Raw genomic sequence first — 18,067 nt, forward strand, 5'->3', positions numbered from 1 at the left:
AGGTGTTGTTTTAATACAAAAAAATACCCCTCAAAGAGGGGTATAATCCTGCCAGCGTGTGCAGTATACTAACTTAAATTTATTCGCTTTGCTTATTGCAGAAGGTTTGTGCTTCCTACAGTAGTCCAGTTTCCGTTATCTATGTTCGCTCCTGTTGCAGTTGTGCTTGTAGTAAAGTTACCTGCAGGGAATCCTACTACTATTGCAGGAGTTGCGCCAAGGATGTTGCTGCTTGTGCCAGAGATGTTAAGGTTGGTAAGTTTGATTTTAGAACCGTTCACCTGGTTAGTGTTGGTTGTAGCATCAAATATCCTTACAGCTGCACCAGGGTAAGTTACACCACCTTCGGTATAATCGCCATAGCCCCTGATCACTACATTGTTGAAGTCACCGTTTCCTTCTTTTTTGAATAGGAAAGCATCGCTTTCAATAGCGCCAGGAATCTCAGGAGTTGTGCCTGCTGCCCTTATAAGCGTCACGTTTATAACTTTAGGGAAGAAAGCATTGTTATTGCTTGATGATTCTATCTCCATACCATAGTTTCCTTTAACTGTCTGGTAAGCATACCAGTTCGAGTTGTTTTGGCCTTGCCATCCATCCTGCCAGTCAAAAGCATCGTCATAATTTCCGTAAGAGATAAGGTTTGTAGCGCTTACAGTACCTCCGAAGAATTCGAATCCGTCATCAGCGCCTTTGTAGGCTACAAGGTGGTCAAGTGTTGTTTCTGAACCTACAGAATAGAATGTGAATGCGTTGTTCTCTTTTGAACCATCGGCAAGTTTTGCGCCGGCATATTCTACACGAACATAATGAAGCGCGCCACCATTGTGTTGTGCATTTGTACCACCATAAGACTGGTTGTTTCCGTCTTCTGACGTAGCAGTAGTAACACCACCTGCTGCTTTAATAGGAGCATCTCCATACATGATGATACCACCCCATGAACCCGGAACCGAAGAAGCTTCTGTAAATACAACCGGTTCAGAAGCTGTACCGTTGATAATAAGCTTGCCGCCTTTAAGTACAACAAGGGCGTTGTCGCCTGTTTCTTTGTCACATGTGATAGTTGAACCTTTATCGAAAGTTACTGTTACGCCAGAATTGATCTTTACGATACCTTCAAGAGTATAGTTTCCGTATGCAAATATCGTGTCATTTGCAATTATTCCTGTAATGTTGCCTTCTACAGGTTGTTGAACCGGGTTGCTGTCATCGCTGCTGCACCCTGTAAAAAGAGAACTGATAACTGCAAGTCCTAAAAGAAATTTTTTCATGAGTTGTTGTTTTTAATGAGTTTTGTAGTTTTTAAAAATTATTTTTTTGATGCTCCAAAATTAGCTTTATGCACCGTGCCGGGCGTTAGATAATTGTTATATGATGATTAAGTAATGCTTGCTTTTAGGTTACGGTAACATTACCAATGTAAATTTTTCCAGACATAAGAAAGCCGCTCTGTAGAAGCGGCTTTAAATTGTTGTCCAAGAGGTTTAGAAGGTATAGTTTAGTCCGAGGGAGAATCCTACGCCGCGTTTGTAATCGCTTATTATCCTTGATGATTCGGTGAACTCAGCACGGTTTTCGTCTCCTACTTCAAATCGAACTTTAGGGTTAAGTATGTTGTGTGCAGAGAATTTCACGTCAAAATGATCGGACAGTTTGCTGCTCCAAACAAAGTCAAGCCTGCTTACCGGCAATTCATAAATATGGTCATACGGTATACTTCCCACGCTGTATATCCTTTTACCAAATACAGAGTATACAAACGAAACCGTATTGCTCCATGTCTCACTGAATTTAAACTGGTATTTCAGGTCAGAGTTTATAAGCCATTTAGAGGCTCCCTGCATCTGGCGTTCGCGATGTGTTTCTACCGTTGCCGTGCGGGTACCGTTACTGTTAGTTACAAAATCATTCACCTTCAGGTTGGTATCCATTAGCGAGGTATTGAAGCCCCACGAAAAGTCAGCCAGGTTTTGATTAATACGTGCAAGGTCAAGTATAAAGTCGATCTCTGCGCCGTATAGTGTAGCATCCCCGGTGTTTAGGAATGTCGTTATAAAGCCGCCGGCATTTGCCTGGAAAGTCCTGTCGATCACGTTTTTTATCTTTTTACCAAACACCCCTATAGAGAACATCTCCGTACTGGTAGGAAATACCTCATATTTCAGGTCTGCATTCAGGTTGTCGCTGTTTTCAAGATAAGGATTACCACTCAGTGAAGTACCATCAGCGTTGATGTAGGTTATAGCGAGCATTTCAACAAGAACGGGCCTTGTATAAGTCTTGCCTGCTGCAAAGCGCAGGTTTGAAATTTCATTCAGGCCATATTTAACGCTAAGTGAAGGAAGTATATATGTCTTGTCGAATTTTTTGACTTCAAAAGGTTGGTTAAAAGAGCCATTCTCACGGAATTTTATTTCTCTTTGAGCCTGCTCTACACGCAAACCTCCGTTAATTTCCCATTTTTCACCAAAGTGAAGCAGTAAGCTGCCATACCCGCCATTTATACCTTCAGAAAGTGTCGACTTGTACTGTGCATTCGAGCTTTCCCTGAAGTTGAAATTTCCGGATGCAAGGTCACTGTTTATTTGTGTGTCAATATCGTCAATATTAGTTGTGAAATTTGACGGTGATCCCTCAGCTTTAAAGGTGCTTAAAAAACGGTATGATGTTTCGTTTTCAGACATATTTCCGTTATAGCCTAATGTCAGCTGGTGTTGTTTAATGTCTTCCGAGCCAAATTTAAGCCCATATTCGGCCATGCCTGAGAAATAAAAATTGTTGCTTACATCAAAATACTGGCGAAGGAAATTGTTTCCTCCATAAGAAGTAAGGATCTCATTGTTTGATTGCTTTGTTCCGAGGAAAAATTTCCGGTCAGGCTGTTGGTACGATGTTTTGGAAAAAGAGACACCACTGCGTACAAACTGGTTTTGGTCTTCAGTCAGGAAATACTTTCCGTTAACTTGTGCGGTAAGATAATCCGACTGGTCAAGCTGGTTGGTGCGGATAAGTGCGTTGGGGTTGTTTTTCTGGTTTTCGTATACACCAAACTGGTCGCGGATCAAATTTTCGGTATTCCTTAAATAAAATGCTGTAAACGACAGGTCAAGGCGGTTGTTTTTGTAATTGGTGCCCACCAATGCCGATGTATTGGTTTTATAGCGGTAATCAGTGGTGACAAAATTATTATAGTAGATAATTTCGGTATTGTCTCCGCCCTGGAGGGTACGGTTTACACCCTGATAAACTGTATAGCTGTTGTCAAAGTTCAACGACAGCAGGTAAGTTAGTTTAGAATCATCCTTCAGGTCAAATCGTTCTGAGTGAAGGAAACCTATACTTGAGTTAAGCGGGCTTTTGTTGGAGTCAACATTAAAACCGCTTTTGAAGCTTTTTTGCGATTCGCTGCTTGTCAGTGTCCTGTTCGATGGAATTTCGCCAAAAATACCGGGTAATGCCCTGTCTTTTCCGGTAAGGCCAAAAAAGCCTTTTGAAGAGTTAGCATCCTGGGAGATTTTGAAATCAGATAAGTTATTATCGGTAGTATAGCCAATGCCAATACTTAGCTTTGTAATTGCATTAGTGCCTTTTGATGTTGCGATGTTAAAAGTACCGCCTGCAAAATCACCGTAAATAGACGGATTAAATGTTTTATATACATCTACAACACCTACAATGTCAGTCGGGAAAAGATCAAGTGGAATGATTTTCTGGAAAGGACTGTTTGAAGGTACTGCCAGGCCATTCACTAACAGGTTGTTGTAGCGGTCTTCCAATCCGCGTACAAACAGGCCGCGTGAGCCCACTTTTGTAATACCGGTTATTTTTGTAAGCCCTTCTTCAACATCTCCAATGCCTTTGCGGGATAGTTCCTGCGCGCCGATACTTTGCTTTATCTCAACAGCTGTTTTCTGCTCAAGCAGCAAAGCTGTTTCTTTTTCGCGGTTAAATGTTTTTTCGATAACCACATCGTTCAGCTGTACACTGTCGGAGTGCAGTTGCTGGTCTACAGTTTTTGTTTCGCCCGCAGCTACAGTTACTTCTACTATTGCATCCTGATAGCCTAAAAACCCAAAAACAATAGTGTGTGTTCCTGCCGGTACCGATAGTGAATAGTTTCCGCTTTCATCTGTAGTAGCGGAGATGTTTGTACCTTTTACGAATACTGTTGCAAAGGGCAAAGTTTCATTATTCATGTCTTTGTCTGTAACAGTCCCTTTAATAGTTGCATTCTGAGCTAATCCGGCAAAGAATGTAAGCAGTGTAATTACAAGAAATTTTAATTTCATGTTGTGTCGTGTTGTTGTTAAAATTTTGGTGCAAAGTTGCCCCTAGTATCTAAATCAAGTGTTACTGAATTGTTAGCTTTATAATTGCTTTTTATTATTAAATTGTTAAGACATTAAATTACGGTTAAGGCGTTTAAACGTTTTGTATTATCTTTACCTTTACCACCGAAAAACAAACACATACGTGTTACTATGAAGAAAAAAGACATTAAGATCTTATTAGTTGACGATGAGCAGGATATCCTGGAAATTGTAGGATATAACCTTTCTCAGGAAGGCTACCAGGTGGTAACAGCAGCAAATGGCCGTGAGGCGATTGCTAAAGCAAAAAAAGAACTGCCGCACCTTATAATAATCGACGTTATGATGCCCGAAATGGACGGCATGGAAGCAGTAGAGAATATAAGGAGGATGCCGGAACTCAGCAATGTCATTATTACGTTCCTTACTGCCCGCAGCGAGGATTATTCGCAGGTGGCAGGTTTTGATGCCGGGGCAGATGATTATATCGCCAAGCCTATAAAGCCGAAATTGCTGGTAAGCAAAGTGAAAGCGCTGCTAAGGAGGCTGAAGGATGATGAAAGCAAGGACGATGTGCTGCGTGTGGGGTCGATAGAAATTAACCGCGAAGAATACAAGATCGTTATGGAAGACCGCGAAATTGTGCTCCCCCGAAAAGAATTTGAACTTTTTTACCTGCTGGCCTCAAAACCGGGCAAGGTGTTTAAAAGGGAAGAGATATTGGACAAAGTGTGGGGTAATGAAGTGGTTGTAGGTGGCAGGACAATAGACGTTCACATTCGCAAGCTTCGCGAAAAAATAGGAGAGGATTTATTTAAAACCATAAAGGGTGTGGGCTATAAGCTCGAAGTTTAGTGGCAATAAGTTTTAAGAAGACATACAAATTTGCTGTTAAGTCAGCATTATACATTACGCTGTTCTCTACAGGGTTCCTGGCTGCTATGATGTATTTCTTCCTTATCCTGCGATGGGATTTTATTGCCATATTTGTTGTTTCCCTTTTTATATTTTCTTTTTTTGTAATACAGTACCGTGTAGAGCGGTTCATTTACCGCAGGGTAAAAAAAATATACGACGATGTTTCGCTGCTCGAATCGAGTACCTTCCGGAACAAATCCATTACTACAGACATGGCCACCCTTACCCGCGAAGTACAAAAGTTTGCGCGGGATAAGAAAATCGAGATCGAAACCCTTAAAATACGCGAAGAGTACCGCCGCGAGTTTTTGGGTAACGTTTCGCACGAGCTAAAAACACCGCTGTTTACTGTTCAGGGCTACCTCCTTACGCTGCTCGATGGCGCTATGAACGATAAAACCCTGCGTAAAAAATACCTGCAACGTGCCGAAAAAGGTGTGGAAAGGCTCATCTATATCGTGCAGGACCTTGACATGATTACCAAGCTTGAGGTGGGCGACCTGAACCTGAATTATACCAAATTCAATATTGTGGAAGTAGTTCAGAATGTTTTTGACCTGCTGGAAATGAAGGCCGATAAGAAAAGCATTATGCTTATGTTCGACATGAAGTACCTCAAGCCAATAATGGTATATGCCGACAGGGAAAAGATACAGCAGGTTATAACCAACCTGGTGGTGAACTCTATAAAATATGGGAAAGACAACGGTACTACCGAAATAAGCATAGAAGACCTGGTAAACAATAAGATTATTGTGCGGGTTAAAGATAATGGCGAGGGTATCGAGAAAAAACATATCCCAAGGCTTTTTGAACGCTTTTACCGGGTTGATAAAAGCGGCGCACGTACCGAAGGCGGCTCAGGCTTAGGGCTGTCAATCGTGAAGCACATTATCGAAGGCCACGACGAAAAGATCTATGTGGAAAGCAAGCACGGCGAAGGCTCTGAGTTTTCATTTACTTTAGAGAAAACGAAGTAATTTACTTCAATTGTTTTCTTCTTAATCAAAAACTTTTAAGGGAATAAATATTGCTTGCAATGCCTTCGCGTCTTAAAACGCAGACTTTTCGGCATGAGTCTTAGCGGCTTTGCTCCTTTGCGTGACATTCAAAAAAAACAGGCATCTTTCCTTACATTATTTCCCCTCGAAAAGCCTAAACAAGTCTTTCCATTTAATATCATTCCCCATGTTTTTTAGGCCTTTGTAAAGGTCTGCTTTTTGCAGGTCTTCTATCCTGAAGGCATCCTGTTTTGCATACGGTACCAATCCCGAGCGCTTTAGTTTTTTTGCCAGGTATTCCTGTTCATACTGGCCGGGCGTAGGGATGAAGAATGCTTTTTTACACAATTTGGCGAGATCCATTATGGTAGTATAGCCTGACCGGCACAGTACCATCTCACTTTCGTTAAAAGCCTGTTCCAGCGAAGGGGTGTTCATGAAATTGTAAAAAGTGATGTTGCCGCAAACGGTCATTACTTCTTCATCTTCAACTACTCCGCGTATAAAAAGTACCCGTCCCTCATACCCTGCAAGCTTTTCCCTAAGCAGTTTTTCGAGCAAAGCCCTTTGCGGTTCGGCACCCGAAAGGAGTACCATTAAATTATATTTTTTTTCCAGCGCTTTTTTATGCAGCCTGCTCAGCGGGCCGATGTATTTAAGCTGAAGCGATTCTTCGTCCTCAACATGGCCAAGCCTGCCGGAAAGGTTAGGGGAGTTGGTAACGTCAGGTATCCAGCATTCATTATGCTTTTTTACATATTTGCGGTATATCATGGTGGCAAGCCATGTTGTGTTGCCAGTAAGCACATTCAATTGGTGGGTGATAAAAACCGATGGAATTTCTTTTGAGTATACCCCAAGCCTGTTGTCAGATATAATTCCTGCCAGTTGCTGTTGTTTTACCAGTTGCGTAATGATAGCATTTTCACGCCGTACTGCCCTGAAAATACCAGGCATTTGCAAAAGTAGCTTCAGTTTGAACATTCTGCCGTTTTGGGAATAGTCATTCATGTAAGAAGGCAGTTCGAGCGACGTAAGCCATGGGAATTCTTTTTTGAGCAGGGCAAGTGCAGCGCCATCAGATGCTATAATGGGTTCGTATCCTTGATTTTCGAGCGCTTCAATTACGGGTATGCAACGTGTGGCGTGGCCAAGTCCCCAGTTGAGCGGAGCCACGAGAATTTTCTTTTTTGAATGCAAAGCAGGGTGTTTTTAATAACTATTTAATAAGTGCAATCTAAAATTATTCCCAGTGTCGTATATTTCCCTAATTTTACCAAAAATTTAAGTTTAAGAGTGGGAAGCAAGAATAAATTAAAGAGGTTCAGGGAGAATGAGACGTTTGGAAATGTACTGCAGCCCACAAGGGAAGACGCGGTTTCAGGTGAGTTTCCTTTAAAAGGAAAATGGAATGCTGAATTCTTTAAAAACGACAAGCCCATTGTGCTCGAACTGGGGTGTGGCAAAGGCGAATATACTATTGGCATGGCCGAAAGGTATCCCGAAAACAATTATATCGGAATAGATATAAAAGGCGCCCGTTTTTGGAGGGGAGCCAAGACTGCGGTAGAAAACGGCCTGGATAACGTTGCTTTCCTCCGTACCCAGATAGAGCTTATCCAAAATTTCTTTGCTGATGGCGAGGTTTCGGAGATATGGATCACCTTCCCCGACCCACAGATAAAATACAAGCGTACCAAGCACAGGCTTACCAATGCCGAATTCCTTCAGCGCTATAAAAAGATATTGAAACCGGATGGCGTGGTAAACCTTAAGACCGACAGCGAATTTATGCACGGCTACACCCTTGGCCTGCTGCATGGTGAAGGGCACGAGGTTATTTATGCTAACCACCACGTGTACCGTAATGAGGGAGCGCCGGAAATAGTGACTGCCATACAGACTTTTTATGAGCAGCAATACCTGGAGAAAGACAAAGCGATAACCTATATACGGTTCAAAATAAAATAATTTATGGAGATAATCCTTCCGCTGCTTTTGGGCATTGTGCTGTCTTCTGTAGGTGTAGTCCTTCCAGGGCTCCTCAACATGACGGCAGCCAAGATCAGCCTGAAGGAAGGGAGGCAAAGTGCGGTTATTTTTGCCCTCGGGGCATCCACCGTGGTTTTTTTCCAAACCTATATTGCAGTTTCGTTTGCCAAGTTCCTCTATAGCAGGCCCGATATTATTCATATACTCGAAGAAACCGGCCTGGTTATATTCTCGATACTTACGCTTTACTTTTTACTCATTGCAAAAAAGAAAAAAGTAAAAAAAGGCAAAGATTTGGTGAAGCTGAAAAGCCGTACCAGTAACTTCTTTTTAGGGGCATTGCTATCGGCGCTCAACTTCTTCCCGATACCCTATTATGTATTCATCAGCGTGTCCTTTTCGTCGTATAACTATTTTTACTTTACCAACCTGTTCGTGTTCCTATTCGTAATAGGGGTAGTCATCGGTTCATTCTCTATATTTTACCTCTACATTGTGTTCTTTAAAAAATTGGAGCATAAAGCCGATTTTTTCATGAAGAACGTCAACTATTTCCTGGGCGGGGTAACGGGCATGGTCGCGATACTTACGCTTATCAAGATACTGCGCAGCCAATAACCAAACTGTTATGGCGGATAACGATAACTTTTTCGAACGAGTATATGAAGTGGTAAGGCAGGTGCCTCATGGCAGGGTTACATCCTATGGCGCTATTGCAAAATATCTTGGCGCGTCACGTTCCGCACGGATGGTAGGGTGGGCGATGAATGCCTGTGGTGGCCGCGACGATATTCCGGCACACCGTGTGGTAAACCGCGTAGGGCTGCTATCGGGCAAGCACCATTTTGAAGGAACTAACCTCATGCAGCAACTGCTCGAAAATGAAGGCGTTAAAGTAAAAGAAAACAAGGTTGTAAAATTCGATAAACTCTTCTGGGATCCGGTAAAGGAACTGGGGTTTTAGGAAGAAAGTCCGAAGTCTGAGGTGAGAAGTCCGATGCTTGATGTCCCAAACGTAAATAGCATAGGCTCCAATTTTTCATTTTCAGTAATCGAATTCAGTAATCGAACTTACAACCTCGGCTTGTACTGTACATCCGACCTCCAACATCTGACTACCGACTTGCCGACCCACTACATCCGACTTCGGACCTCCGACTTCCAACAAAAAAACCTTTCCCGAATAAATTTTTCACACTATCTTTGTTGTTTGAATTCAGTCTTAATAAGAGGCTGTTAGATACATTATGAAACTAGACAGAAAAGAAATACTGAAGGCCCTGGAAACCATAACACTTGCCGGAGAAGGCCAGAATATGGTAGAAAGCGGAGCCGTGAGAAACGTACTTACATTTGGCGATGAAGTGGTGGTAGAGCTGGTAATGCACAACCCGGCAATGCACATTCGCAAGCGTGCTGAAGCCGACATCATCAAGACCATACAGGAAAAAATATACGCCGATGCGAAAGTAAAGGTAAATGTGAAGGTTGAAGCTCCTGAAAAACCCGAGATCAAAGGGAAAGGCATACCGGGTATCAGCAATGTTATTGCAGTATCATCGGGTAAAGGAGGCGTAGGGAAATCTACCATTACGGCCAACCTTGCCGTAACTTTAGCGAAGATGGGCTTTAAAGTAGGTGTACTGGATGCCGATATCTATGGGCCATCGATGCCAATAATGTTCGATGTGGAGCGCGAGCGCCCTATATCGGTACAGGTTGACGGTAAATCGAAAATGAAGCCTATCGAAAACTATGGTGTGCAGATATTATCGATAGGGTTTTTTACAAGCCCTGAGCAGGCAGTGATATGGCGCGGGCCAATGGCCAGCAAGGCGCTGAACCAGATGATATTTGATGCCGACTGGGGTGAACTTGACTTTATGCTTATCGACCTTCCGCCGGGAACGGGAGATATCCACCTTTCTATAATGCAGTCGCTGCCGGTAACAGGCGCGGTTGTAGTGAGCACGCCGCAGGCTGTAGCTTTGGCCGATGCCAAAAAAGGTGTGGCAATGTTCCGTCAGGAAAGTATCAACGTTCCGGTACTGGGCATCATAGAAAATATGGCCTATTTTACACCAGACGAGCTTCCTGATAATAAATACTATATCTTTGGTAAAGAAGGCGCAAGAAATCTTGCGGAGGACCTTGAGGTGCCTTTCCTGGGAGAAATTCCATTAGTGCAAAGCATCCGTGAGGCCGGAGACTACGGGCGGCCTGCGGCATTGCAGACTGCTACCCCGCTCGAAGCAGCATTTGAAGCGCTGGCACGCGAGGTGGTACAGGAAACGGTAAACAGGAATGATAACCTTCCGGCAACTGAAGCAATTAAAATAACGACGATGGCTGGCTGTTCAGCAGTAAAAAAGAAATAAAATGACAACAGAAGAGATTAAAAGCAGTGTAGAGAGGGCCCTCGATGAGATCCGCCCGTTCCTTGAGTCTGACGGTGGGAATATTTCGCTTATCAGCATTGAGGACGACAAGCACGTGCAGGTGCGCCTTGAAGGTGCCTGTGTGGGATGCAGCGTGAACCAGATGACACTCAAGGCAGGCGTGGAGACTACTATTAAGAAGTATGCGCCACAGATCGAGACGGTAGTAAACGTTGCCTAAAATATTCCAGCAAAAGCTGATAACCATCATATTTTAAGAAAGTGGTTTTAGGGAACTTTGCCTCAAACCGCTTTTGATAGTACATATAATGATTACAACAGACATTTTAATAATCGGTGCGGGCCCTACCGGGCTTTTTGCCGTATTTGAAGCAGGCTTGCTCAAGCTGAAATGCCATATTATAGACGGCCTTCCGCAACCGGGCGGACAGCTTACAGAGCTTTACCCAAAAAAACCGATTTTCGATATACCCGGATTCCCCTCGGTAATGGCAGGCGACCTGGTAGATAACCTGATGGAGCAGATAAAGCAGTTCCAGCCGGGCTTTACGCTGAATGAAAAGGCCGAAACGGTACAGAAACTCGAAGACGGCACTTTTATAGTGACGACTAATAAAGGCACGCAGCACCATGCCAAAGCCGTAGCCATAGCAGGTGGACTGGGGAGTTTTGAACCTCGCAAGCCGCTGATTGAAGACATAGCTTTCTACGAAGATAAAGGCGTGGAGTACTTTGTAAAAGACCCCGAGCTTTTCCGCGATAAGCGTATCGTTATTGCGGGTGGTGGCGACTCTGCCCTGGACTGGAGCGTTTTCCTCGCCGATGTAGCATCAGAGGTTACGCTTATCCACAGGCGCAATGAATTCAGGGGTGCGCTCGATTCGGTTGAGAAAGTTCAGGAACTGAAACAGGCAGGAAAGATACACCTGATAACACCTGCCGAAGTAACCGGCATACACGGATCGGAAAAGGTTGAGGCACTGGATATCGACATTGAAGGCTCAAACAGGAAAATACAAACCGATTATTTCATTCCGCTATTCGGGCTTACGCCAAAACTGGGTGCGCTTGCCAACTGGGGCCTTGAAATAGAAAAGAACGCTATTAAGGTAAACAACGCGCTGGACTACCAGACAAATATAGAAGGCATTTATGCGATAGGCGATGTTAATACCTACCCCGGCAAACTGAAGCTGATATTGTGCGGCTTTCATGAGGCAACGCTGATGTGCCAAAGCGTTTATAACAAGTTGAACCCCGGCAAGAAATACGTCCTTAAGTACACTACCGTAAGTGGTGTCGATGGCTTTGACGGCACCCGCAAGGAAGCCGAGAAGCAGGTGGTAAAAGCGATAGAATAGTTTATTTGTTTAAAGTTTAAGGTTTCAGGTTCCACTCTTGCCGAAAGGCTTGGGAGTATGAGTAAGCAACTTTAAACCTTAAACTTTAAACCTTAAACTTTAAACCTTAAACTTTAAACCTGAAACAAAAAAAATGGAAGTAACCCTAAAAATAACCGACCGCGAAGGCATTGTACACGAAGTGCAGGCGCCTACCGACATGGCCATGAACATTATGGAACTTTGCCGCGCCTACGAACTGGCTCCCGAAGGTACTATCGGTATATGCGGTGGGATGGCTATGTGCGCTTCCTGCCAGTGTTACATCCTGAATGATGTTGCGCTTCCCGAAATGGGTCCCGATGAGAAAGCCATGCTGTCTGAAGCATACAACGTAAAGCCCAACAGCCGCCTTGGCTGCCAGATCCCGATAACGCAAGAACTGGAAGGGTTGGAACTTGAATTGGCACCGGAGGAATAAATAAAAACCTAAATTTATGCAATAAAAAAAGCGGGACATTAAAACGTCCCGCTTTTCTGTTTATTAAACCGTTATATTAGTTCTTAACGAATTTCAGTTTTTTAGACTGGCTGCCTTTGTCTACTTTGATAAAGTAAATACCGTTACTATATGATGAAGTGTTGATAGTAAGGTTAGCGTTGCTGCTTACTTTTACTGTGGCAATAGTTTGGCCAAGGTTGTTATAGATGGTGAAGCTGTCAGGCAGTTCGCCATTTTCCACTGCAATGTTCAGGATATCCTGTGCCGGGTTCGGGTACAGGTTTATACCATTAAGCAATTCGAAATCTTCAACTCCGGCAGTTGGCGGCTGGCATACTGTAGAAGTTGTAAGCGAAGCCCTTCTTGGTGAGTTTTGCATTACAGTTCTCATCCTTGTTTTTTGATCTGCCGTGAAAATATTCATACAATTATCCCTAGTATAATCCATATAATTATTGGTCATATCTTCTCCCGGCAGGGAAGGGCAAGAATCAAAGCCTTCCGGGCAGGTATCATTCGCATCCTCAGAAACAGGTGTATCGGCGCAGTAATCGCCATTTTGGGCCTGGTTGCTACAGCCAATATAATCGCCCCAAATATGGATTAACCCAAGAGCGTGGCCTATTTCGTGTGTGGCAGTACGGCCTTTATCATAAGGGGTTTGATAAGTACCAGAAGGATAAATTGTCCTTGAGCCGAAATTTTGATATCCGATTACTACACCGTCCCTACTAGCAGTATAAGGAGCGCTAAGTCCTTGAAGACCTGAGGATTGTGGAAACTGTGCGTAACCTAATACATCAGCAAGGTCGCCGCCAAAACGGCATACCCATATATTAAAGTATTTTGTTGGGTCCCATGATGTTTCCGGTTTCATAATGCTTTCAATATCAGAGTTGCCCCATTCAGTCTGACCGAGGTTTACCCTGTCGATGCCGTTGGTAAGGGTGCCATCCGGTGCTGTTTTGGCAAGGCAAAATTCAATTTCAATGTCAGCCCCTACCGCATCGCTATTAAATCCCGGTGTACCGGCCATACGTCTGTAATCCTGGTTAAGCACTGTGATCTGGGAAAGTATCTGGCCTTCTTTAATATTTTCGCCCGAGCCTACCGCATCGCCATCGTGTATTACGTGTACAACAACCGGTATAGTAATTACGATAGCCTCATTACTGGGAGAAGCCTGCCTGCGTGCTTTTCCCTCGGCTATTTTTCCTGCAATCCATTGTTCGAACTGCTCTTTTGTTTCTCTTTCAGGCATCTTTTCCTGAAGATATTCTTCGTATTCGGTAGATACACAGCGTATGTGGCCGCTTTCGCTTGGGGCTGTCTTTACGGGCCTTCCGAAAGCTTTTGCCTTTTGCTGTGCATTCGCAGTAAGACCCAAAGTTAAGAGGGCCGCTAGTAAAGCAATTTTACTATATATAGTTTTTTTCATTGTTTGGGGTAAATAGTAATAATATTAATTTAAAAAAAGTCTCGCAAGGTATTTAAAATCAGTGGTATTTCAAATAAAAAACGTTAAATTTCCTCGCTAATTATCAATATGCAAATTAAAATATAAGTAAGGTTAAATGCAAAAAATGTAGGTAAAAACGCTATTTAAAGCGGTAAACGTTAATGCATGTGTTAAATGTGCTTATTTATCTCGTCTTTATAGGTATCTCCTATAGGAATTACGAAATCATCTATCTGTATGGTTTTATTATAAATTGTTTTAACTTTTCTCAGTGGAACGATGTATGACCTGTGCACCCTTAAAAATTCTGAAGCGGGGAGTTTCTCAAGAATACTTTTCATTGATAGCCTTGTGGTGATCGGGCTTTTATCTTTCAGGTGTATTCGGATATAATCATCAAGGCCTTCCACCAGTAATATGTCGTCAAATTCTATGCGGTGCAGTTTGTAATCGGCGCGTATCAGCAGGTGATTGTGCTCTTTTGTTTGCTGTCTTGCTTTCTGTTCCTTTGCTGCTTTGTCTATGGCCGTCATAAAACGCTCTAACGAAAAAGGCTTCAGCAGGTAGTCTACAGCATTTACATTGAAACCTTCTACGGCATACTCGCTATAGGCTGTTGTAAATATTACCATGACATCACTGTCCAGCTGCCTGTAAAATTCCAGCCCGTTCTTTCCCGGCATCTGGATATCCAGGAATAACAGGTCGACCGGAAACTTTTTCAGGTGCTTTAAAGCCTCTCCGGTATTCGTAAAGGTTTTTTCCAGTTCAATAACAGTTGCCGACTGCCTGCAAAAATGGTCGATCACCTTAAGTGCAAGGGGCTCATCATCTATGGCTATGGCTTTTATCATGCCAGGTTCAGTGTTAATTTAACCTCAAATGAAGATATGGTATCAAAGATAGCCAAGTTATGCTTTTGCGGGTAAAGGTATTCCAGCCGTTGTTTTGTGTTTTCTATCCCATGCTCGCTTTTTTCTTCAGCGGGTATAGCGATGGCTACCTTGTTGTTCTTAACGCTAAGTATCAGCTCACTGTCTGTGATATCAATAGCTATGGCAATGAAAGAGTCCTCTTCGGAATTCAGTCCATACTTAAAAGCATTTTCGATAAAAGGAATAAGAAGCATTGGTGATATTCTTTTTCCGACAGGATCGCCTGTTATTATAAAAGAGAAAGGCGTTCCTCCGTCCATGCGCAGCTGTTGCAGGCTGATGTAATTTTTTACATAGCCTATTTCATTTTCAAGAGGCACACTGTCATGGCTGCTTTCGGTTACCACATACCGCATCATTGCAGAGAGTTTCAATATAGCCTCTGGTGCGGCGTCCGATTTTTCCAGCGCCAGCGCATACAGGCTGTTTAGTGTATTGAAGAGAAAATGCGGGTTTATCTGCGCTTTCAGGTAGGATACTTCTGTTTTTAATTTTTCACTTTGCATGGTGTCCAGCCTTTGGTTCAGGCGCATCAGGAAAGAAAGGAAAAACACCAACAGGAACTGAAATACAGAGCCACCCCGGAAAAAAGGGACAAAAGTGGGGCCGTTACCCAGTGTGGCCCGCCCGTGATGAAGGCATTGGACGTGTCCCGGCATAGCTCCCGACCCCAACATAAGGCCGGGCAATAAAGCTATGATAAAATAGCAGGCTATTATTGCTAAAAAGAAAAGCAGGCGTTTATGCGAAAAATAAAGCCTGGGGATGAAGTAAAAATAATTGGTATAGAAGAAAGCCAATAAAAGAATATGGATTGCAAAATTACGCTGGAAAGGCGCTATATGGAACAGGCTGGGCGATTCGCGGTCCGGCGATAAAAGTATAGGGATGCTGAGGAACAGTACGCCTCCCAATATATGGAGCAGGTATGATTGCGTTTTTTTCGTCATAACGGCAAATGTTGCATCAAAACTAATGAGAAAAAAAATGTAACACGAAATTTTGAGGTGAAACGGGCGATAATTGCGGTAAAATAAAGAACCCCGACATTTGCCGGGGTTCTTTGTAAGAAAGGCTACTAACCTTTAATATTTAATAAATTGTAGTGTTTTTGAGTTTTCGCCGGAAGCTATTTTGATAAAGTAGACACCGTTGGCAAAGCCCGAAACGTTTACCTGTTGAGCCGCCGAAGCAAATTTGCCATTGCCCATAACCTGTCCGAGGCTATTGTATATAGTGTAGCCGTCAGGTAAAGCATTTGCCTGTGGTAAAGCTATCGTCAGCTGGCTGTTGGCAGGGTTAGGATAGAGGCTGATCAGGTTAAGGCCTTCCGCTTTATCTCCAATGCCAAGGTTAGAGTCTATCCTGAAATCTACAGTAACCTGCTGGCCAAACTGGCCACCTTCGGTAATCACCGTGCCATTTGTAGTTTCAAGCCTGTAATAGCCTTCTCCATTTTCGCAGCACATTCCGTCGGCCATAAGGTCAAATACCCCAAATGAATAGCACCCGTCGGCAGGGATAGGTACTGTTATAGTGTGAAGCTCATTAGATCCATAGGTGTTAAACTCGCCTGTATTGAAATCTATATTCGCCGCAATCGGGTTTTCATTGCCGTCTACTATCGCCCACAAAGTCTCTTCGCCAAAATCATCTGTCATAATAGTTACAATAACGGCTGCGGTGTTATATGCACCAACGATCGTGAAGGCCTGCGACTTGTGGTCGTTTGCAGGCGCCTGGTCGGCCATGCCATTTACATTGTTAATAGCTACGTTAAAGGTATGGTCGCCCGATGCAACCGTAAATTCCGGAAGCTGGATGGTAGCTTGCTGATTGCTGGCAAGGCTTCCTGTCCAGTTGTATGTAGCAGGCGACTGCGCGTCGATGTAGTAATTGATTACTGCGGCAGTCAGTGTTGTATTACCGGTGTTTTTAAGCACAACCTTTGGTGCGAATGTAGATCCGCATCCGGGGTTTACACCTTGTATATTCAAGGAGCCGTCGTTATTGAAGGTCTCGCCCGGTACACATCCGTCAGAAGTTGTAAGTGAGGCCCTCCTTGGTGAGTTGGCAAGTACAGCCACAACCCGGTCTTTTTGGTTTAGTGTAAAAATGTTCAGGCAGGCATCATCGGTGTAATCCATATAATTCTGCACCATATCGTGGCCCGCATCGTTAGGGCACGAATCCCAGTCTGCATCAGGGCATCCCTCATTAGCATCTGCGGCTGCAGGGGTATCATCGCAAAAGTCATTGCCCATACAATCGGTCTCGTCTCCCCAAATATGCCTCAGGCCAAAAAAGTGCCCGATCTCGTGAGATGCAGTCCTTCCTTTGTCTTTATTCGGATAATAGTTTCCGCCGGGATAAACGTCTGCTGAACCAAAGCAATTGGCAGCGATCACCACACCATCGGTATTGGCAGTTACAGGCGTTCCTCCATCAAGCCCATCAACTCCTGAATCGGTAGGGAATTGTGCATATCCTGCCAATTGAAGGAAGCCTCCAACATATATTTCATTCACTACCCAAATGTTCAGGTATTTTGTAGGATCCCACTGCGTCTGGGTTTTAAGGACTTCGACATCCTCCATGTCCCAGCCATTTTCAGAACCAAGGTCATAGCGGATAATGCCCGACGTATTAAGCCCGGCAGGGTCGCGCTGCGCCATACAGAATTCAATCTCGAGGTCGGCTCCCACAGGGTTGTCATTGTGGCCAGGCGTGTTCAGCAGTTTCCTGAAATCCTGGTTAAGTACTGTGATTTGCGAAAGGATCTGCCCTTCGGCTATATTTTCGTTGCTACCAACGGCGTCGCCATTGTGTATTACGTGTACCACCACCGGGATGTTAACAACGGTGTTGGTATTCTGCCCGCTTTTTTGGAGGCGGCGTGCACGGGCTTCCGCAACTTTTGGCGCAAGCCATTGTTCAAACTGCTGTTTGTTTGCCCTCTGCGGACTTTTTTTCTGCAAAAGGGCTTCATATTCGGTAACACCGCATTTTGCAAATTCAACAGGCCTCCCAAATCTTTTCGAAGGATGGTCCTGCGCATTGGCGCCAACAGAAAATAAAACCAGGCCAAGCAAGCCGGCTTTGATAGTAAAGTTTAATTTCATATAATAGTTGGTAGTATGGATAATTGCGCCGAATGTAGTTAAAATAATGTTAACCGCGACGGGAAGGCATAAAAAAATCCCCGCCT

The 18,067-nt window shown here is 43.7% G+C and carries 16 protein-coding genes; 9 read left to right on the forward strand and 7 right to left on the reverse strand.

Annotated elements, in window-relative coordinates; translation table 11 throughout:
* Window positions 1–92: 92 nt before the first annotated feature.
* Window positions 93–1,274 carry a hypothetical protein gene (locus AAEO56_RS15145; RefSeq protein ID WP_341697904.1) on the reverse strand — a complete coding sequence of 394 codons (1,182 nt, stop codon included), beginning with the start codon at window positions 1,272–1,274 and terminating at the stop codon, window positions 93–95.
* A 213-nt stretch (window positions 1,275–1,487) separates the two neighbouring features.
* Entirely contained in the window at window positions 1,488–4,292 is a 2,805-nt protein-coding gene (locus AAEO56_RS15150) for a TonB-dependent receptor (protein WP_341697905.1), read from the reverse strand.
* A gap of 192 nt (window positions 4,293–4,484) precedes the next feature.
* Here AAEO56_RS15150 and AAEO56_RS15155 point away from each other — a divergent pair, with 192 nt between their 5' ends.
* Complete coding sequence (locus AAEO56_RS15155; RefSeq protein WP_341697906.1) at window positions 4,485–5,168, forward strand: response regulator transcription factor; 684 nt, start codon at window positions 4,485–4,487, stop codon at window positions 5,166–5,168.
* A complete protein-coding gene (locus tag AAEO56_RS15160) occupies window positions 5,168–6,211 on the forward strand; it encodes a sensor histidine kinase (protein ID WP_341697907.1) in 1,044 nt (347 codons plus the stop codon). The genes AAEO56_RS15155 and AAEO56_RS15160 overlap by 1 nt, the downstream gene beginning before the upstream one ends.
* 156 nt (window positions 6,212–6,367) lie before the next feature.
* Here AAEO56_RS15160 and AAEO56_RS15165 read toward each other — a convergent pair whose 3' ends face one another.
* Window positions 6,368–7,432, reverse strand: coding sequence for a glycosyltransferase (locus tag AAEO56_RS15165; protein ID WP_341697908.1), 1,065 nt, complete (start codon window positions 7,430–7,432; stop codon window positions 6,368–6,370).
* A gap of 96 nt (window positions 7,433–7,528) precedes the next feature.
* On the opposite strand from AAEO56_RS15165, the gene trmB reads away from it, so the two are divergent.
* The 7 genes from trmB (at window position 7,529) to AAEO56_RS15200 (ending at window position 12,444) form a co-directional block, all read left to right on the forward strand.
* On the forward strand, window positions 7,529–8,203 hold the full coding sequence (trmB, locus tag AAEO56_RS15170) for a tRNA (guanosine(46)-N7)-methyltransferase TrmB (RefSeq protein ID WP_341697909.1): 675 nt from the start codon (window positions 7,529–7,531) through the stop codon (window positions 8,201–8,203).
* A gap of 3 nt (window positions 8,204–8,206) precedes the next feature.
* Window positions 8,207–8,842 carry a LysE family transporter gene (locus AAEO56_RS15175; RefSeq protein WP_341697910.1) on the forward strand — a complete coding sequence of 212 codons (636 nt, stop codon included), beginning with the start codon at window positions 8,207–8,209 and terminating at the stop codon, window positions 8,840–8,842.
* A gap of 10 nt (window positions 8,843–8,852) precedes the next feature.
* Window positions 8,853–9,188, forward strand: coding sequence for an MGMT family protein (locus AAEO56_RS15180; protein ID WP_341697911.1), 336 nt, complete (start codon window positions 8,853–8,855; stop codon window positions 9,186–9,188).
* 283 nt (window positions 9,189–9,471) lie between these two features.
* Window positions 9,472–10,602: an Mrp/NBP35 family ATP-binding protein gene (locus tag AAEO56_RS15185; protein WP_341697912.1), complete on the forward strand. Its 1,131-nt coding sequence runs from the start codon at window positions 9,472–9,474 to the stop codon at window positions 10,600–10,602.
* Window position 10,603: 1 nt separating this feature from the next.
* Window positions 10,604–10,843 (forward strand): NifU family protein, encoded by a 240-nt coding sequence (locus AAEO56_RS15190; protein WP_108776756.1) that lies wholly within the window; start codon window positions 10,604–10,606, stop codon window positions 10,841–10,843.
* A gap of 88 nt (window positions 10,844–10,931) precedes the next feature.
* A complete protein-coding gene (locus AAEO56_RS15195) occupies window positions 10,932–11,984 on the forward strand; it encodes an NAD(P)/FAD-dependent oxidoreductase (RefSeq protein WP_341697913.1) in 1,053 nt (350 codons plus the stop codon).
* 133 nt (window positions 11,985–12,117) lie between these two features.
* Window positions 12,118–12,444 (forward strand): 2Fe-2S iron-sulfur cluster-binding family protein, encoded by a 327-nt coding sequence (locus AAEO56_RS15200; protein WP_341697914.1) that lies wholly within the window; start codon window positions 12,118–12,120, stop codon window positions 12,442–12,444.
* Window positions 12,445–12,520: 76 nt separating this feature from the next.
* Here the strand turns inward: AAEO56_RS15200 and AAEO56_RS15205 are convergent, their stop codons facing one another.
* From AAEO56_RS15205 to AAEO56_RS15220, 4 genes are all read right to left on the reverse strand, one after another.
* Complete coding sequence (locus tag AAEO56_RS15205) at window positions 12,521–13,903, reverse strand: T9SS type A sorting domain-containing protein (protein ID WP_341697915.1); 1,383 nt, start codon at window positions 13,901–13,903, stop codon at window positions 12,521–12,523.
* Window positions 13,904–14,094: 191 nt separating this feature from the next.
* A complete protein-coding gene (locus tag AAEO56_RS15210; RefSeq protein ID WP_341697916.1) occupies window positions 14,095–14,778 on the reverse strand; it encodes a LytR/AlgR family response regulator transcription factor in 684 nt (227 codons plus the stop codon).
* Window positions 14,775–15,809 carry a sensor histidine kinase gene (locus AAEO56_RS15215; RefSeq protein WP_341697917.1) on the reverse strand — a complete coding sequence of 345 codons (1,035 nt, stop codon included), beginning with the start codon at window positions 15,807–15,809 and terminating at the stop codon, window positions 14,775–14,777. The genes AAEO56_RS15210 and AAEO56_RS15215 overlap by 4 nt, the downstream gene beginning before the upstream one ends.
* 135 nt (window positions 15,810–15,944) lie before the next feature.
* Entirely contained in the window at window positions 15,945–17,981 is a 2,037-nt protein-coding gene (locus AAEO56_RS15220) for a M43 family zinc metalloprotease (protein WP_341697918.1), read from the reverse strand.
* Between the last annotated feature and the right edge of the window lie 86 nt (window positions 17,982–18,067).

The organism is Flavobacterium arundinis (genome assembly GCF_038289855.1).
Taxonomy (GTDB): Bacteria; Bacteroidota; Bacteroidia; order Flavobacteriales; family Flavobacteriaceae; genus Flavobacterium; species Flavobacterium arundinis.

What these genes read in the sequence shown, in the direction of transcription:
- AAEO56_RS15205 (WP_341697915.1), bottom strand. Translation starts at nt 13,903, where the DNA reads ATGAAAAAAACTATATATAGTAAAATTGCTTTACTAGCGGCCCTCTTA.
- AAEO56_RS15155 (WP_341697906.1), top strand. Translation starts at nt 4,485, where the DNA reads ATGAAGAAAAAAGACATTAAGATCTTATTAGTTGACGATGAGCAGGAT.
- AAEO56_RS15215 (WP_341697917.1), bottom strand. Translation starts at nt 15,809, where the DNA reads ATGACGAAAAAAACGCAATCATACCTGCTCCATATATTGGGAGGCGTA.
- AAEO56_RS15185 (WP_341697912.1), top strand. Translation starts at nt 9,472, where the DNA reads ATGAAACTAGACAGAAAAGAAATACTGAAGGCCCTGGAAACCATAACA.
- AAEO56_RS15220 (WP_341697918.1), bottom strand. Translation starts at nt 17,981, where the DNA reads ATGAAATTAAACTTTACTATCAAAGCCGGCTTGCTTGGCCTGGTTTTA.
- AAEO56_RS15200 (WP_341697914.1), top strand. Translation starts at nt 12,118, where the DNA reads ATGGAAGTAACCCTAAAAATAACCGACCGCGAAGGCATTGTACACGAA.
- AAEO56_RS15180 (WP_341697911.1), top strand. Translation starts at nt 8,853, where the DNA reads ATGGCGGATAACGATAACTTTTTCGAACGAGTATATGAAGTGGTAAGG.
- AAEO56_RS15195 (WP_341697913.1), top strand. Translation starts at nt 10,932, where the DNA reads ATGATTACAACAGACATTTTAATAATCGGTGCGGGCCCTACCGGGCTT.
- AAEO56_RS15145 (WP_341697904.1), bottom strand. Translation starts at nt 1,274, where the DNA reads ATGAAAAAATTTCTTTTAGGACTTGCAGTTATCAGTTCTCTTTTTACA.
- AAEO56_RS15175 (WP_341697910.1), top strand. Translation starts at nt 8,207, where the DNA reads ATGGAGATAATCCTTCCGCTGCTTTTGGGCATTGTGCTGTCTTCTGTA.
- AAEO56_RS15190 (WP_108776756.1), top strand. Translation starts at nt 10,604, where the DNA reads ATGACAACAGAAGAGATTAAAAGCAGTGTAGAGAGGGCCCTCGATGAG.
- AAEO56_RS15150 (WP_341697905.1), bottom strand. Translation starts at nt 4,292, where the DNA reads ATGAAATTAAAATTTCTTGTAATTACACTGCTTACATTCTTTGCCGGA.
- AAEO56_RS15210 (WP_341697916.1), bottom strand. Translation starts at nt 14,778, where the DNA reads ATGATAAAAGCCATAGCCATAGATGATGAGCCCCTTGCACTTAAGGTG.